Origin of the sequence: Aliiroseovarius halocynthiae (assembly GCF_007004645.1) — a bacterium.
In the GTDB taxonomy this organism is placed as follows: Bacteria; Pseudomonadota; Alphaproteobacteria; order Rhodobacterales; family Rhodobacteraceae; genus Aliiroseovarius; species Aliiroseovarius halocynthiae.
On sequence record NZ_ML660019.1, the window covers coordinates 1100581 to 1114448 of the forward strand.

Here is a 13868-nt window from a genome sequence, read left to right on the forward strand (position 1 = left end):
TGTATTGATATCAGGCGACATCCTGATTTTCGCTATCCTGCGTCAATACATCCAACGCGTCATAGACTTGCGACCGGATCGGCTCGGCCTCCATCAGCACTTCATGTTCACAACCGGGCATCAGCTGAAGCCGTCCGTTGTGCCAGCGGCGCATCAAATCGTGGATCGGTCCCGGCTCGACGATGCGTTCCTGCGTGCCAAGGAAGGTGACCGTTTGCACATTCGGTGCAGGCTGCTTCATCAGGTCTGACGTCTCGCGCAGAGCGGCATAAAGCCATCCCGCCGTCGGGCCGCCCAAGGTTAGCTCGGGACGCGCGCTGGCCTGCAGTTGCATCAGCGCATACATCTCGGGGTCGGTGGTCAGCATGTTGTCGTCGAAGGGCTGAATATCGACATAGGTTTTACGTGCAGTGCCGGGGGTCAGCATCAGCTTCCAAGGCGTGTTATGCAGGGCCCAAGAGATACCCCAAGCGACAGGGCGCAATGCCGACGCGATGGTGATCCCCCACATGGGCGCCGAGAAACAGGCACCTTTCACGTCCAGCCCTTCATGAAGTGACCGCAACCCGATGCAGCCCCCCATGGAATGGCCCAGCAAGATAAAGGGACGCGGCAGGTCAAGCTCGTCCGCCAGTGCCATCATGGCGGCAACATCAAGCTGATATTCCGAAAAATGGCCGACATGGCCCAGCAAACGATCTTTATCGGCACGATCCGACAGGCCTTGCCCCCGCCAGTCGATGCTCAGCGTCGTGTATCCACGATCTACCAGTTCAGCGGCGACCAGGCCGTATTTCTCAATATATTCAGTACGACCGGGGAAAAGCAGGATGGTTCCGGCTGGCGCACTGTCTTCGGCGGCAGGCCACATGGCCAGCCGAATACGGACCCCATCCGAGGTCTTGCGCCAAAAGGCCCGCCCGTGGGCGGGACCTTGTGCAATGTCGTCGAACAAAGGGGCGTCAGAGTGGTGCATGCCGCATATCCTTGTCGAAGCAGGGGAAACCCTTGCGGTTTTTAAGCGAGAACTGCGCCCAATTGCATGGCCAGCCCCATGTTGCCGTCCACAGCCAGTTTGCCGGTCATGAAGGCGGTGGTCGGGTTCAATTCGCCCGACAGCATCTCTTGAAACACATCCGCATCGGCGGTCAGCGTCACATCCGCTTCGTCATCACCAGCGCGCGCGCCGTCGGCGTCGATGATGATACCACCTTCGCCGTTAATCACAAACTTGGCCGTGCCGCCGTCAAATCCGTTAATTTTCTCGTTCAAAGCGGCCACCGCCGTATTGATTACATCACTCACCGTGTTTCCTCCGAAATTGGCCCATTGGGCGTTGGTGTCCCGCTTATGCTAGATCAAAGTTTCCGTGAACGTAAACCTGTTTTCTGGCGTCCGACGCAAGGGAACCTGCGTGGCTTCTTAGGGTCAGGTGCAGGATTACACACGAATGTCACTATGCCCGAACGTTTTTGCGCGGTAGCATTTCATATGCGCATTTTCTTGCTGATCATGGTGTTCGTTTTTGGGGTGGGGGTTGTCGTCCCTTCCGTGACCTACGCGCAAGACCGGCAAGAGCAGCTGGATGCGCTGTTTGAGCAGCTTCAAACCGCAGATGACAGCAATTGGGAAGCACTTGAGACCGAGATATGGGAGCTGTGGGCCCGATCCGGGTCGGACGCGATGGATCTGTTGTTGCAGCGCGGGCAAGATGCGCTGGAAAGCGGGAAGCTTGATCACGCCATCTCGCATCTTAGTGCCCTAACCGATCATGCGCCAAATTTTGCCGAGGGATGGAATGCCCGCGCCACCGCATTTTATCTGGCAGGTGAATTGGGGCTGTCGCTGGATGATATTGCGCGTACGCTGGTCTTGGAGCCAAGACATTTCGGGGCTCTGACTGGGCTTGGTCTGATCTTGGAAGAACTTGGCGATGACGTCCGCGCACTGGACGCTTATCGTCATGCCCTTGCTATACATCCGCAGAGTGACGACATAAAAGGCGCCGTGGCCCGTTTGGAACAGAAGCGGGTGAAGGATATTTAGCACCCGCTTAGGGTGCGGCGTCGAAAGGGCAGAATATGGTTTCCGACAGCGCACGTGGTGGCCCGCGGATCACTGCCGTATTGGGTCCAACCAACACCGGGAAAACCCATTATGCGCTTGAACGCATGCTGGGCTATCGCACGGGGGTGATTGGTCTGCCGCTGCGCCTGCTAGCGCGCGAGGTCTATGACAAACTGGTCGGTTTACGCGGTCCAAACGCCGTGGCGCTGGTCACCGGCGAAGAACGGATCGTTCCCGACCGTGCCCAATATTGGGTCGCCACGGTCGAGGCCATGCCGCTGGGATTGGGCGCTGATTTTGTCGCCATTGACGAAATCCAGCTGTGCACAGATGCCGAGCGGGGCCATGTCTTTACAGACCGCCTGTTGCATATGCGCGGCACGCAGGAAACCCTGTTCATGGGCGCAGACACAATGCGTCCGGTGATCGCGGGGCTGATCCCGGATGTTCAGTTTCTGCGGCGCGAGCGATTTTCCGAGCTGATCCATTCCGGATCAAAAAAGCTCAGCCGGATGCCGGGGCGGTCTGCCATCGTCGGGTTCTCGGTCGATAACCTTTATGCAATTGCAGAGCTTATGCGCCGTCAGAAGGGGGGTGTGGCCGTGGTAATGGGCGCGCTTTCCCCTCGCACGCGCAACGCGCAGGTCGAGATGTATCAAAATGGCGACGTGGACTATCTGGTGGCCACCGACGCCATCGGTATGGGGCTGAACCTTGATATCGACCACGTGGCGTTCTCGGCCTTGACCAAGTTTGACGGCCACCGCATGCGCCCATTGCTGCCCAGTGAGCTGGCCCAAATCGCCGGACGGGCAGGGCGGCATATGAACCACGGGTCTTTCGGGGTGACGGGCGAAGCCCCGCTTTTGTCGGACGAGGTTGCGGATGCGATCTGTTCGCATCAATTCGCGCCCGACAAAAAGATTTTTTGGCGCAACCGCGACTTGGCTTTCGGATCGGTGCCCGCGCTTATTCGGTCGCTGGAAGCGCCGACCAGCAATGATTGGCTGACCCGTGGGCGGGACGCGGACGACGTTATGGCGTTGAAACTTCTGGCAAAGGATGCCGAGGTGACGGCGCGCGCCAGCGACGGGCGCTCGGTCTCTTTGCTGTGGGAACTGTGCCAGTTGCCAGATTTTCGGGGCATCAGCCACGGTGAACATGCAGGCCTGATCACCCAGCTTTTCAACGATATTCACCAGTTTGGCCGGGTGAAACGCGATTGGTTTGCACGTCAGGTCAAGCGCATCGACCGCACGGATGGCGACATAGATATGCTGTCCAAACGCTTGGCATATATCCGCACATGGACCTATGTCGCGCAACGTCGGGACTGGCTGGATGATGTTAGCCATTGGCGGGACGAGACTCGTGCTGTAGAAGATCGCCTGTCGGATGCACTACACGAGCGTCTGACCCAAAGATTTGTTGATCGGCGCACCAGCGTTTTGCTGCGCCGATTGAAGCAGAAGGAGAGCCTTGTGGCTGACGTGAACGATAATGGTGAAGTGACGGTAGAAGGCCAATTCGTTGGCCGTTTGGAAGGGTTCCGATTCAGTCAGGACACTGCCCAGACACCGGAAGAGGCCAAGACCCTGCGGGCAGCCAGCCTGAAGGCATTGGCACCGGAATTTCATCTGCGGGCGGACCGCTTTTACAACGCGCCCGACACGGAAATGGATTTCACCGAACAAGGTGGCCTGATGTGGGGCGAACATGCCGTGGGCAAGCTCGTCAAGGGCGACGACGTGGCCAAGCCGCGTGTGCAGGCCTTTGTTGATGACGAAGCGGGCACGGATGTGGCCGAGAAAGTCACGCGCCGTCTGCAGCACTTCATCGACCGCAAGGTGCAGGCTCTGTTCGAGCCGCTAAGCGCGATCGAAAAAGACGAAACCATGACCGGCATTGCCCGTGGCTTTGGCTTCCGCTTGATCGAAAACCTGGGGCTTATCCCGCGCGACCAAGTTGCGGGTGAAGTGAAGGATCTGGATCAGGACGCTCGTGGCGCGCTGCGCAAACATGGCGTGCGTTTCGGCCAGTTCACCATCTTTATGCCGCTTCTGCTGAAACCTGCGCCGACCCGTTTGCGTCTGGTTTTGGACAGCCTGTGGAAAGGCCTTGCTGAGTTCCCGGAAAGCCCGCCCCCCGGTCTGGTTACGATTCCGGTGATCGAAGGTGTTGATCACTCGGCTTATATGTTGTCGGGCTATCGCCCCGCAGGTGCCCGTGCGATCCGCATCGACATGTTGGAACGTCTGGCCGATCAGTTGCGGGTGGAAGACAGCCGTGGTGGTTTCGAAGCCAAAGCAGACATGCTGTCGATCACCGGCATGACACTGGAACAGTTCGCCGACCTGATGCAGGGTCTGGGCTATAAGGCCGAGAAGGGCGAGCGCGAGAAGGTGAAAGCTGTGGTTGAAGGCGCTGATGCGCAAGCAGAGGCCCCGGCTGCTGAAGAGGCTCCGGCTGAAGCAGCTGCCGAGGCACCTGTCGCCGATGCCGCGTCGTCAGACGCTGCAGAGGATACCGGTCCTGAAATGGAAACCTTCTTCACCTTCACATGGGGCGGCTTCGGTCGTGCCCGTCAAGGTGGCGCTGGAAACCCCCGCGGTGAACGTGGCCAGGGGAACGCTGGTGGCAAACCGGGCGGAAAGCCGCGCGGAGACCGGTCGGGTGGCAAGCCCAAGCGTGGCAAGGGGCCGAACAAGGGCCCGCGCGACATGAAGCCGAAAAGCTTCCATTCTGGTCCGAAGAAGGAAAAAGCCATCGATCCGGACAACCCGTTCGCTGCGGCCCTTATGGGGCTGAAAGACAAGGGGTAATCCGCAATGGCGGAGACACAGGGGAAGGGCGGTCAATCGCCCGCCCCATCAGGATCAAAGATGCGCGTGGACAAATGGTTGTGGCACGCGCGTTTTTTCAAGACCCGAGGGCTTGCCAGCAAATTGGTTTCGGCAGGTCACGTGCGGGTCAACAGCGATAAGATCGCAAAAGCATCATATGGAATCACCGAAGGCGATGTCCTGACCTTTCCGCAAGCCAAGCAGGTGCGTGTGATCCGCATTGTCACCCTGTCGACGCGCCGAGGGCCAGCGCCGGAAGCTCAAGCGCTGTATGAAGACCTTGATCCGCCCTCGGATCGTGCGGACAATGTTCCGAAAACAGATGCGGCTGCGCCGAAAACGGTCGGGAAGGGCCGTCCGACAAAGAAAGATCGTCGCATCTTCAATCAAACCCGTGGGTCGATGCTTGATTGATCCCCCGCACTGTCCTAAGTGAGGCCGAGACCAACTTGAAGGTGCCACAATGACTTATGTCGTCCAAGACAACTGCATCGCATGTAAATACACCGATTGCGTGGAAGTTTGCCCCGTAGATTGCTTCTATGAAGGTGAAAACATGCTGGTGATTCATCCGGATGAATGCATTGACTGCGGCGTCTGTGAACCGGAATGCCCGGCAGATGCCATCCGTGCTGATACCGAGCCGGGGACGGAGAAATGGGTCGAATTCAACCGAAAATACTCGGAGCTGTGGCCGGTGATTGTCGAGCGTAAGGATCCTTTGCCTGAGGCAGAAGAACGCGACGGTGAAGAAGGCAAGCTTGAGAAATATTTCTCGGAAGCTGCAGGCGAGCAGTAAGCAGGCTGGGGTATAGGGCGCAAACCGCCCTGCGCCAAGCTTGACCGATCGGTCAAACTTCTGCGCTGCAGCGCTTTTCCAACCCCTGTTTTTGTGATATACTGGTTCCAAATATCGGGTCAGCTGTGACGCCCTGTTCTTTCGGCAGGGCGTTTTGTTTCGGTGAATCGCATCTGTGTCGCGCGCTTTATTGCACTGCATAACAGGATCACCAGACAACGAACTCATGGCGCCCGAATGTAACAAAGACGCAAAGGATTGCTGTCATGAGCAAGAAGAAACTGGATTTCCGCCCGAACGAATACGTTGTCTACCCCGCCCATGGCGTGGGTCAGATCGTGTCGATCGAAGAGCAGGAGATTGCGGGGATCGAGCTTGAGCTATTCGTCATCTCGTTTGAGAAAGACAAAATGACCCTGCGGGTGCCCACCAACAAAGCCACAGAAGTCGGCATGCGCAGCCTGTCCAGCCCGGACGAGATTTCGCAGGCAATGACGACGTTGAAAGGCAAGGCCCGTGTGAAACGCGCCATGTGGTCGCGCCGGGCGCAGGAATATGAACAGAAGATCAACTCGGGCGACTTGATTGCCATCGCGGAAGTCGTGCGCGACCTGCACCGCACCGACGATCAGCGTGAACAAAGCTATTCCGAGCGTCAGCTTTACGAAGCCGCGCTGGAGCGTCTGACCCGCGAAGTTGCTGCCGTGGGTGGTGGGGACGAGCTTGCCGCCCAGAAGAAAGTCTCGGACGTTCTGATGTCGCGGGCTGCTGCGGCCTGATCACGTCATACCTATTCTGAAAAGCCGCCTGCCACTAAGTAGGCGGCTTTTTCTATGCGACCAGGCTGACGATGACGGCCAATCCTATGATTTCGGCGATTTGTTGGGATGCGCCCAAAACGTCTCCGGTTTGGCCACCGATTTTCGCCTTGGCTAGTGCGGTCAGCGCAAGGGTGCCTAGTCCAGTGAACACCAAAAGCGCGGGCAGGGCGCTTGGCATCAAGATCAATACAGCCAGTGCCGAGATACCGCTTGCCAACCATGCAGTGGCGGCAGGGGGGCGACCGACCTGACTGGCCAGACCATGCCCGCGCGCATTGGGTATGGCAGCCATAAGAAGGACCATGGGAAGGCGGCTGCTGATGGCGATGACGATCAGCGCAGGCAGCCCGCTTGATGTGGCAAGCAAGACAGAAAGAGCTGAGGCACGTAGCCCAAGCGACAGGATCAACGCAATCACCCCATAGGCGCCAATCCGGCTGTCTTTCATGATCTCAAGCCGCCGTGGCCGGTCATACCCGCCCCAGAACCCGTCTGCGACATCTGCCAAACCATCCTCGTGCAGGGCACCGGTGACCATGATCTGACCAAGCAGCGCCAGACAGGCTGCGAATAGTGGTGAAAGCCCGGCAGAGATGGCCGCACAGCCCAGCCCCCATCCGATCACGGCCGGCACGACACCGGCCAAAGGCCACGCCCAGGCCGAAAGTGATGCGCGTTGCGTTGCCTGCGTTAGATCTACGCGTATCGGTAGACGGGTCAAAAGCCCTATCGCCGCAGGGATATCTGCCAGATGAAGGATCGGCTGTGAACTGTCGCGTTTGGTCATATTTGGTCTTTTGCAGTCTGGTTGCAGCTGATGCTCATGGGTAAAGAGGGTTAGGAAATGAATCAATCAAGGAGTCTCGCCATGTCGCAACAGCCATTCTCGTCTCTGGCCGAGTTCAAGGCGCTGCTTGAGGCGGCAGAGGGTCCAGACGCTTCTGCTCTCCACGCAGCAGAGGACCGCAATGGGCAATTGACCAAACCCCCCGGAGCGTTGGGGCGTCTGGAAGAGCTGGCGATTTGGGTCGCCGGTTGGCAGGGCAATGGTCGCCCCGCGATCAACGCGCCTCAGGTTGTTGTCTTTGCGGGCAATCATGGCGTGACTGCGCAAGGCGTGTCGGCCTTCCCGGCTGAAGTCACCGAACAGATGGTGCTGAACTTCCAGCACGGCGGAGCTGCGATCAATCAGCTGTCTAAGGCGGCTGGTGCGAAGATGGATGTCCACGCGCTGGAGCTTGATCGCCCCACACAGGATTTCACCCAAGGCCCCGCAATGGACGAGGCCGAGGTCGTATCGGCTTTGTTGGTTGGCTGGAATGCCGTTGATGAGGCAACGGATCTATTGGTCACGGGCGAAATGGGGATCGGCAATACGACTTCTGCCGCTGCATTGTTCCTGGCGCTCTATGGTGGCGAGGCTGAAACTTGGGTTGGCCGTGGAACAGGCGTAGATGATGCTGGGCTTGCCCTAAAGGCCCGCGTGATCCGCGACGGGGTCAATGTGAACGCTTCGGCAAGCGAAGATGGGTTAGAGGCGCTACGCTGTCTGGGTGGCCGTGAAGTTGCGGCTATGGCTGGCGCAATGGCACGGGCGCGTGTGCTGCGTGTACCGGTCATTTTGGACGGTTTCATCTCGACCGCAGCCGCCGCATGTCTGCAGGCCAGCGTGCCCGGGGCACTTGATCACGTGGTCGCCGGGCATGTCTCGGCTGAGTCTGCACACGCATCAGCGTTGGACCATCTGGGCAAAGAGCCCTTGCTGTCGCTGGGTATGCGGCTTGGCGAGGGATCCGGTGCTGGGGTAGCAATCAATATCCTGAAATCGGCGGTCGCCTGTCATTCCGGCATGGCCACATTCGCCGAGGCCGGCGTGTCTGACGGATAAGCACCTGGTCCAGAAAGAAAGTGTAAGGCCGGGGCGCGAATGCGTTTCGGCCATTCTTCAACTCGGGATCAACCGAAGGGTAGAATGTTCAGTGTGACGGTTTTACGGCCCTTCTGATAGATCAGTTTGGTTGTTGAAATCGACACAACCTTGCCGCCATCAAGGCGGCTTCCCACACCTACTTTGACATAGCGGCCCGACGGCATACGCACCAAGGCGCGGCGAGACGAGGCTGATCCATAGATACCGATCAGGCTGACCTTGCGCAGGTTTATCGCATTCTTGATCGTGGCCTGTTTAGCGACCGAGGCGCGGGTCGGGATCGAAGGGCCAGCAGAAGGCGCCGCGGCGACCGCAACGCTGCCATCAGACGCATTGTCGCGATTGGGACGTGCCCGCGCCACAATGCGCGAGAAGTTTTTGGGGCGTGCCTTGGGCGTCGTTGAGCGTTCAACCGCAAGAGCCGTCGGGGCTATACCCGCCGCCGCAGCGTTTGCACCGGACAGGGCTGCTGCGATTGCGTCAGCTTGCGCCTGCGCTTTTTCTTGCGCTGCGGCAATAATGGCGTCAGGGCGCGCGCGCGGACGTAGGGCCGCCAATTCGGTCCGGGTGCGGCCACCCAGAACGCGGCGTTCGTTTCCTTCCACCAACCCCTCAGGGCGCGCGCGGGGGCGGATTTTTGTTGCAACTTCGAAGGTTTCGGTTGTTTCAGCGGCAATCTCTTCGAGCACTTCCGTGCCCGTGTTTACTTGCTCAGGACGGGGCGCAGGGCTTGGAACAAGCCTAGGGCGGCCGGCAATCACAATAGCCCCTTCAGGGGTCAGAGTTCCGCCAGGAGTTGCCTGTACAAAGCCACGCTCATCCAAGTCAAAAACAGTCCCCGGAGGCGGAGGCGGCGTCGTATTCGGCATGGGGCCGCCAAATTGATCCAATCGCAATGGCGTCAGTGCGATGGCATCGTGCCCGAATGTGCGCGGATCGATGGATGCCACATAAAGATCATCAATTCGATCAATCTTCGCGTCCGCCAGCGGTTCGGGCGCACGTTGCCATATTCCGGTTGCGGCATACCGCGCCTGCGCGGCTTCCTCGGATAGCGGTTCCGGGGCCTCAAGCTTCGATACCTCTTCTCCTTCAACCAACGCTGGGTCGATCAGATCGCTGTTCGTGCCAAATACCGTGGATTCATCGGTGCCGGTTTGACCGGTGGTGATCGCGGATTCAAATGGGTCGGCGCTCTGTGGGTTATTCGCGGTGGTGTCCGACAGAAACAGCATCGACCAGATGGCCAGGATGGCCATAAGCAGCACCAGGCCCAGCACAAGGTACAACGCAAGGAAGCGAGGTTTGCCGCCTACTTGCTGAGGCTGTCGCGCGCCGAAGATGGTGAGGGATTCTGCCTCTCTGGCTGGGCTGTTCGAGACATCCGCCGCTTGTCCGATCATGTCGGCAGCTGGTGGGGGGGCAACAGCTGTGACTACAGGGGCAGGGGTAACTGGCTGCGCCTCGTTCTTTTTGCCCGCTGCTTTCGCCTTCTTCGCGGGTTTGAGGTCGTCTTCGAAGGCGACTGGCGCTGTTACGGGGACATGAACCTGAGTGGGGGGGGATAGCTCAGACTCGGAATTCTCACTAAGGGGGAGGCCAAAGGACAGGCGTGGCTCGGGTTCTGTCTCTGTCGTGTGTGGTGCGCTCTTGGGGGCATCACGGTCTTCCCAAGTGCTATCCGCAGCCGTCTCGGTCGTTCGGCTGGAGGAGAACCCGACAGGTGTCGCGGCATCTTCGCTTTTGGCCGCAGAGTTTGAGCGGTTTGACTTCTTTGGTGAGTTTCCAGAGCGAGATTTGGCATGTGATGCGATACGGTGCGCGGGAGTGTCCGGCGTCGGTGGGAATGGGGCCAGTTCAGGAATGTCAGTGGGGGCCGGTTCTGACGTCGAAGTCTTTGGCTCTGCTACGGCTATGACCGGATCGATAGATTCTTCGATGACTTCTGGTGCGGGATCCGTATCCAAAAGTTTGGGGACAGGATGTTTTTCGCGGTCCAATTCGGCACCGCTTCCTTTCACCGATCCCAAATAGACCTCACCCGTGAACGCGCCCTTTGGGCGGGCCACGAATCCCACCGGATTCATCCCATGTTCCTGAGCAAAGCCCAAGGCTTCGTCCAGTGTGACCTGAGCCACGACCGCTACATGAACCGTTGCGGTGTCATTCACATCGGGTTGCCAGTCAAAAATAAGATCCTCGACCGGATAGGGGGTGAGGCCTTCCAACCCCTCACGGATGCGTGCTTCGCGGGTGATGTTGTCAGGGCCCGCTGCGGTCATCGAGGTGAACAGGATCTGCGTGCCAGGAACGATCAATTTGCTGGACAGAGCTCCTGATCCCAGCGCAGTCGCGGTATCACGCAACGTGGACATCGCCGTGCCAAGATCCGGATCATCCAGTGCAACCTTGCCAACAAGTTGCCAGCCGCCCTTGCCGCGATGAACAAGGCCGATCCCGTCGTGATTGAGATCAAGCGCAAAGCTTGGTTTCATACAGCCCCTGTCCTTCTCAATACCAACGACGACTAGGCACACCTTTTGCGGCTTTGCAGCCGCCGAATACTCGCTTGAAACTATAGCAGGAAATTGCCAATGGGAAGGGGGCGTGTGGTCGCGGGGTTGCCCGCGGCGGAAGACTGCGCAATCTGGCCATAATCAAAGGAGCACATAATGCGCAAACTCTTATCCATACTTGCAATTTCCATCGCTGCGACGGGAATTGCGCATGCAGACACGGCGAATGTGTCGCAGTTGACAGTAAGCGGGCAGGGCGTGGCGCAGGTCGTCCCCGATATGGCGCGGATCAGCCTAGGGGTAAGCGAGCGCTCGGACAATGCAGGGCAGGCGCTTGATGCGGTCTCTGTGTCGATCTCGGCCATGCTAACCAAGCTGACCGAGGCTGGGGTTTCTGAGCGCGATGTTCAAAGCACGCAGGTAAACCTGTCCCCGCAATATGACTATAACCGCAAGAATGACGGCACACCCGTTCTGGCCGGGTTTGTTGCCAGCTCGACCCTGTCGGTCAAGCTGGATGATTTGTCAAAGCTTGGGGCGATCATGACCGCAGTGACGTCCGTTGGCGCGAATGAGATCCACGGGTTGCAATTTGACGTGCAGGACCGCGCCGGGGCCGAAGACGCTGCGCGCGCATTGGCCGTCAAAGACGCGATGAGTCGCGCCAAAGTGCTGGCCGAGGCGGCCGACTTGAAACTTGGATCCGTCCTGATGATGCAGGAAGGCGGGGCATCGCCCGTGCGTCCTGTCATGATGGCGATGGAGCGTGCGTCGGCGGATATGCCAATTGCCGCGGGTGAAATGGGCATCAACTCTGGCGTTACAATGGTGTTTGAGCTGATTGAATAATATTCAGTAAGGTGCTGAGAATAAAAAGAACCCCGTCAGATTGGCGGGGTTCTTCATTTGAGATGGCGCGACTTATGCAGTCGCAGCTGCCAGCGCCTGATCCAGATCGGCGATGATATCCGCAGGGTCTTCCGTCCCGATCGAGATGCGAACCACGTTGGGGGCAGCGCCTGCAGCGACCTGCTGTTCTTCGCTCAGCTGACGGTGCGTGGTTGATGCCGAGTGGATGATCAGCGAGCGTGTGTCGCCAAGGTTGGCCACGTGGCTGAACAGCTTCAGGCTGTTGACCAGCTTCACGCAAGCCTCGTATCCGCCTTTCACACCCACGGTGAACAGGGCACCCGGCCCTTTCGGCGCAATCGCCTTGGCGCGGTCGTGATAGGGCGAGGACGGCAGGCCAGCATAGCTGACGCTTTCGATGCGATCATCGGCTTCCAGCCATTCAGCAACCTTCTGGGCATTCTCGACATGTTTCTGCATGCGCAGCGACAGGGTCTCGATCCCCATCAGCGTGTAGTGCGCGCCTTGCGGGTTCATGGTCATGCCCAGATCGCGCAGGCCGATGGCGATGCCGTGGAACGTATAGGCCATTGGGCCAAGGGCCGCACCGAAGGTCAGGCCGTGATAAGCCGGTTCCGGCTGGCTGAAGGATGGGAACTTGTCGGACGCCATCCAGTCAAACTTGCCCGAGTCGACCACACAGCCACCGGTCACGGTGCCGTTGCCGGTCAGGTATTTGGTGGTTGAGTGCACGACGATGGTCGCGCCCATTTCAATCGGGCGCACCAGATAGGGCGTCGCCGAGGTGTTGTCGACGATCAACGGAACGCCTGCCTTGTCAGCAATTGCGGCCATTGCCGGGATGTCGGTGGGCATACCAGCCGGGTTCGCGATGCTCTCGCAGAACACAGCGCGGGTGTTTTCGTCGATGGCGGCTTCTACAGCGGCCGGATCGTCGAAATCCACCAGTTTGGCTTCCCAGCCGAAGCGTTTGAAGGTCTGGGTGAACTGGGTGACGGTACCACCATACAGCTTGTTTGACGCCACGATGTTCAGGCCCGGGCCCATCAGCGGGAACAGCGCCATGATCTGGGCTGCGTGACCGGACGAGCAGCAGAACCCGCCTGCGCCGCCTTCAAGCGCCACGATGCGATTGGCGAGTGCACCAACGGTTGGGTTGGTCAGGCGCGAATAGATATAGCCGACCTCTTCCAGGTTAAACAAACGCGCCGCGTGGTCTGCGTCTTGAAAGACGTATGCGGTGGTCTGATAGATCGGAACCTGACGGGCGCCGGTGGCGGGATCAGGTTCGGTGCCTGCGTGGATTTGCAGTGTGTCAAAGCCCTGTGGGCGCGCGTCGGACATGGTTCTCTCCCTCATTCTTGGTCGCGGAAAGGCTAGGGGAAAGGGGGGCAAGCTTCAACGCCTCAGCGGTGCTTACTCCGCGAATTTTTGCGCTTTAGACGGCTTGTCGCGTTTTCCATGTGGGCTGGTCCTTCGTTCTGGATTTGCTAAGTTAGGCGGGAAATCATTCCGGAGGTCCCTATGTTGACGCCCTTTCACCTTGCCATCAATGTGACCGATCTTGACGAAACCCGCGCGTTCTATGGCGATCTTCTGGGTTGCACCGAGGGACGCGCGACCGCCACATGGGTCGATTTCAACTTCTTTGGTCATCAACTCAGTTTCCATCTGGGGGAACCATTTGTGACGGCGAACACCGGAAAAGTCGGCGCGCATATGGTCGCAATGCCGCATTTCGGCGTGGTGCTGACCTATGACGATTGGCGCGCTTTGGCAGACCGGTTAGAGGCCGCGGGCATCGACTGGGTCATCGCCCCAACCGGACGGTTTATTGGCGAGCCCGGCGAGCAATGGACCATGTTCTTTCGCGATCCGTCAGGCAATCCGATTGAGGTGAAGGGGTTCAAAGATTTAGAGGGTGTTTTTGTGGGGTAACGGAGACAGCCTAGCCGGGATCACGGACAAAACTGCCTCCGGTCTCGATCATTCGAAAGACCGAATTCGCAAAGGAACTGCCTG

Annotated in this window: 13 protein-coding genes; 8 read left to right on the forward strand and 5 right to left on the reverse strand. The window is 58.8% G+C overall.

Annotated elements, in window-relative coordinates:
* Window positions 1–10 precede the first annotated feature (10 nt).
* Together FIL88_RS05460 and FIL88_RS05465 are read right to left on the reverse strand one after the other, a co-directional pair.
* On the reverse strand, window positions 11–976 hold the full coding sequence (locus FIL88_RS05460; RefSeq protein WP_142852770.1) for an alpha/beta fold hydrolase: 966 nt from the start codon (window positions 974–976) through the stop codon (window positions 11–13).
* Between the two features lie 41 nt (window positions 977–1017).
* A complete protein-coding gene (locus FIL88_RS05465; protein ID WP_142852771.1) occupies window positions 1018–1305 on the reverse strand; it encodes an SCP2 sterol-binding domain-containing protein in 288 nt (95 codons plus the stop codon).
* Between the two features lie 186 nt (window positions 1306–1491).
* Between FIL88_RS05465 and FIL88_RS05470 the strand changes: the two genes are divergently transcribed.
* The 5 genes from FIL88_RS05470 (at window position 1492) to FIL88_RS05490 (ending at window position 6488) form a co-directional block, all read left to right on the forward strand.
* A complete protein-coding gene (locus FIL88_RS05470; RefSeq protein WP_246066616.1) occupies window positions 1492–2046 on the forward strand; it encodes a tetratricopeptide repeat protein in 555 nt (184 codons plus the stop codon).
* 35 nt (window positions 2047–2081) lie between these two features.
* The gene (locus FIL88_RS05475; RefSeq protein ID WP_142852772.1) at window positions 2082–4889 is read left to right on the forward strand and encodes a helicase-related protein; all 2808 of its coding nucleotides are present in this window, start codon (window positions 2082–2084) and stop codon (window positions 4887–4889) included.
* Between the two features lie 6 nt (window positions 4890–4895).
* The gene (locus FIL88_RS05480) at window positions 4896–5324 is read left to right on the forward strand and encodes an RNA-binding S4 domain-containing protein (RefSeq protein WP_142852773.1); all 429 of its coding nucleotides are present in this window, start codon (window positions 4896–4898) and stop codon (window positions 5322–5324) included.
* Window positions 5325–5373: 49 nt separating this feature from the next.
* Window positions 5374–5709 (forward strand): ferredoxin FdxA, encoded by a 336-nt coding sequence (gene fdxA, locus FIL88_RS05485; protein WP_142852774.1) that lies wholly within the window; start codon window positions 5374–5376, stop codon window positions 5707–5709.
* A 266-nt stretch (window positions 5710–5975) separates the two neighbouring features.
* Complete coding sequence (locus FIL88_RS05490) at window positions 5976–6488, forward strand: CarD family transcriptional regulator (RefSeq protein ID WP_142852775.1); 513 nt, start codon at window positions 5976–5978, stop codon at window positions 6486–6488.
* A gap of 52 nt (window positions 6489–6540) precedes the next feature.
* Here the strand turns inward: FIL88_RS05490 and cobS are convergent, their stop codons facing one another.
* Window positions 6541–7317: an adenosylcobinamide-GDP ribazoletransferase gene (gene cobS, locus FIL88_RS05495; protein WP_142852776.1), complete on the reverse strand. Its 777-nt coding sequence runs from the start codon at window positions 7315–7317 to the stop codon at window positions 6541–6543.
* 81 nt (window positions 7318–7398) lie between these two features.
* Here cobS and cobT point away from each other — a divergent pair, with 81 nt between their 5' ends.
* The gene (gene cobT, locus FIL88_RS05500; protein WP_142852777.1) at window positions 7399–8418 is read left to right on the forward strand and encodes a nicotinate-nucleotide--dimethylbenzimidazole phosphoribosyltransferase; all 1020 of its coding nucleotides are present in this window, start codon (window positions 7399–7401) and stop codon (window positions 8416–8418) included.
* 68 nt (window positions 8419–8486) lie between these two features.
* On the opposite strand, the gene FIL88_RS05505 is transcribed toward cobT, so the two are convergent.
* The gene (locus tag FIL88_RS05505) at window positions 8487–10955 is read right to left on the reverse strand and encodes a hypothetical protein (protein ID WP_142852778.1); all 2469 of its coding nucleotides are present in this window, start codon (window positions 10953–10955) and stop codon (window positions 8487–8489) included.
* A gap of 177 nt (window positions 10956–11132) precedes the next feature.
* Here FIL88_RS05505 and FIL88_RS05510 point away from each other — a divergent pair, with 177 nt between their 5' ends.
* Complete coding sequence (locus FIL88_RS05510) at window positions 11133–11825, forward strand: SIMPL domain-containing protein (RefSeq protein ID WP_142852779.1); 693 nt, start codon at window positions 11133–11135, stop codon at window positions 11823–11825.
* Window positions 11826–11897: 72 nt separating this feature from the next.
* Here the strand turns inward: FIL88_RS05510 and FIL88_RS05515 are convergent, their stop codons facing one another.
* Window positions 11898–13190: an O-acetylhomoserine aminocarboxypropyltransferase/cysteine synthase family protein gene (locus tag FIL88_RS05515; RefSeq protein ID WP_142852780.1), complete on the reverse strand. Its 1293-nt coding sequence runs from the start codon at window positions 13188–13190 to the stop codon at window positions 11898–11900.
* Between the two features lie 180 nt (window positions 13191–13370).
* Between FIL88_RS05515 and FIL88_RS05520 the strand changes: the two genes are divergently transcribed.
* Complete coding sequence (locus FIL88_RS05520; protein ID WP_142852781.1) at window positions 13371–13784, forward strand: VOC family protein; 414 nt, start codon at window positions 13371–13373, stop codon at window positions 13782–13784.
* Window positions 13785–13868 lie beyond the last annotated feature (84 nt).

Excerpts from the sequence above, each read along its gene's own strand:
- FIL88_RS05460 (WP_142852770.1), bottom strand. The coding sequence starts at position 976 with ATGCACCACTCTGACGCCCCTTTGTTCGACGACATTGCACAAGGTCCC.
- FIL88_RS05470 (WP_246066616.1), top strand. The coding sequence starts at position 1,492 with ATGCGCATTTTCTTGCTGATCATGGTGTTCGTTTTTGGGGTGGGGGTT.
- FIL88_RS05475 (WP_142852772.1), top strand. The coding sequence starts at position 2,082 with ATGGTTTCCGACAGCGCACGTGGTGGCCCGCGGATCACTGCCGTATTG.
- FIL88_RS05480 (WP_142852773.1), top strand. The coding sequence starts at position 4,896 with ATGGCGGAGACACAGGGGAAGGGCGGTCAATCGCCCGCCCCATCAGGA.
- fdxA (WP_142852774.1), top strand. The coding sequence starts at position 5,374 with ATGACTTATGTCGTCCAAGACAACTGCATCGCATGTAAATACACCGAT.
- FIL88_RS05490 (WP_142852775.1), top strand. The coding sequence starts at position 5,976 with ATGAGCAAGAAGAAACTGGATTTCCGCCCGAACGAATACGTTGTCTAC.
- cobS (WP_142852776.1), bottom strand. The coding sequence starts at position 7,317 with ATGACCAAACGCGACAGTTCACAGCCGATCCTTCATCTGGCAGATATC.
- cobT (WP_142852777.1), top strand. The coding sequence starts at position 7,399 with ATGTCGCAACAGCCATTCTCGTCTCTGGCCGAGTTCAAGGCGCTGCTT.
- FIL88_RS05505 (WP_142852778.1), bottom strand. The coding sequence starts at position 10,955 with ATGAAACCAAGCTTTGCGCTTGATCTCAATCACGACGGGATCGGCCTT.
- FIL88_RS05510 (WP_142852779.1), top strand. The coding sequence starts at position 11,133 with ATGCGCAAACTCTTATCCATACTTGCAATTTCCATCGCTGCGACGGGA.
- FIL88_RS05515 (WP_142852780.1), bottom strand. The coding sequence starts at position 13,190 with ATGTCCGACGCGCGCCCACAGGGCTTTGACACACTGCAAATCCACGCA.
- FIL88_RS05520 (WP_142852781.1), top strand. The coding sequence starts at position 13,371 with ATGTTGACGCCCTTTCACCTTGCCATCAATGTGACCGATCTTGACGAA.